The following is an 836-nucleotide window of genomic DNA, read 5'->3' as shown; positions in this document are numbered from 1 at the left end:
TCAGGATCTGCAAAATCCGCTCGCCGTCGGTGGGGAATCCTTGCACAAGTGGTTTGTCGACACCCGCACCTTCCGCGAGATGGTGCTCGGACAAGATGGCGGCACCACCGACGTCAACGAGGCGTTCGCGGCGCGCAGCTTCGAAAATGTCGGCGCCTGGATCCTCGGCCGCAACATGTTCGGACCGATCCGCGGCGAATGGCCTGACGACAGCTGGAAAGGCTGGTGGGGCGACAACCCGCCCTATCATGTGCCGGTTTTCGTGCTGACCCATCACAAGCGGGAACCGATCACGATGGAGGGCGGCACCACTTTCCACTTCGTCGTCGACGGCATCCATTCAGCTCTTGAACAGGCAAAGGCTGCCGCTGGCGGCAAGGATGTGCGGGTCGGCGGCGGCGTCGCCACCATACGGCAATATCTGCAGGAAAAACTGATCGACGAGATGCATCTGGCGATCGCGCCGCTGCTGCTGGGCACGGGCGAGAACCTTTTTGCCGGCCTGGACATGCTCAAGCTCGGCTATGTCTGCAGCGAGCAGGTGGCGACCCCGCTCGCGACGCACGTCACCATCAAGCGGGCGTAAGGTGGAGAGCCAATCTCTCCCCTCGTGGGGGAGATCGCAGCTTCGTCTGCCTCAATACTTCTCCGGCACGTAGAGCTCGCGCGGCAGCACCTGGCGTTCGTATTCGGGGTTGAAGACGCGCTCCGGCAAAGTGATCTCCTCGTGCGGCACTTCCTCGTAAGGCAGCTGCTTGAGCAGATGGTCGATGCAGTTCAGCCGCGCGCGTTTCTTGTCGTTGCCCTCGACGATGAACCAGGGCGCTTCCGGGATG

At 62.3% G+C, this 836-nt stretch carries 1 protein-coding gene and 1 pseudogene; one reads left to right on the top strand and one right to left on the bottom strand.

Features of this window, described 5'->3' with window-relative positions:
- A partial coding sequence (locus ENZ74_RS33230) for a dihydrofolate reductase family protein (RefSeq protein WP_164761472.1) occupies positions 1 to 586 on the top strand: 586 nt, incomplete at its 5' end.
- 51 nt (positions 587 to 637) lie between these two features.
- Here ENZ74_RS33230 and ENZ74_RS33225 read toward each other — a convergent pair.
- Positions 638 to 836: pseudogene (locus ENZ74_RS33225) on the bottom strand (polyphosphate kinase 2); the annotation flags it as partial.

The organism is Mesorhizobium sp. M7A.F.Ca.CA.002.15.2.1 (assembly GCF_003998715.1).
Taxonomy (GTDB): domain Bacteria; phylum Pseudomonadota; class Alphaproteobacteria; order Rhizobiales; family Rhizobiaceae; genus Mesorhizobium; species Mesorhizobium ciceri.
The sequence above is the reverse complement of the archived record's forward strand: the minus strand, read 5'-3'. Positions and strand labels throughout refer to the sequence as shown.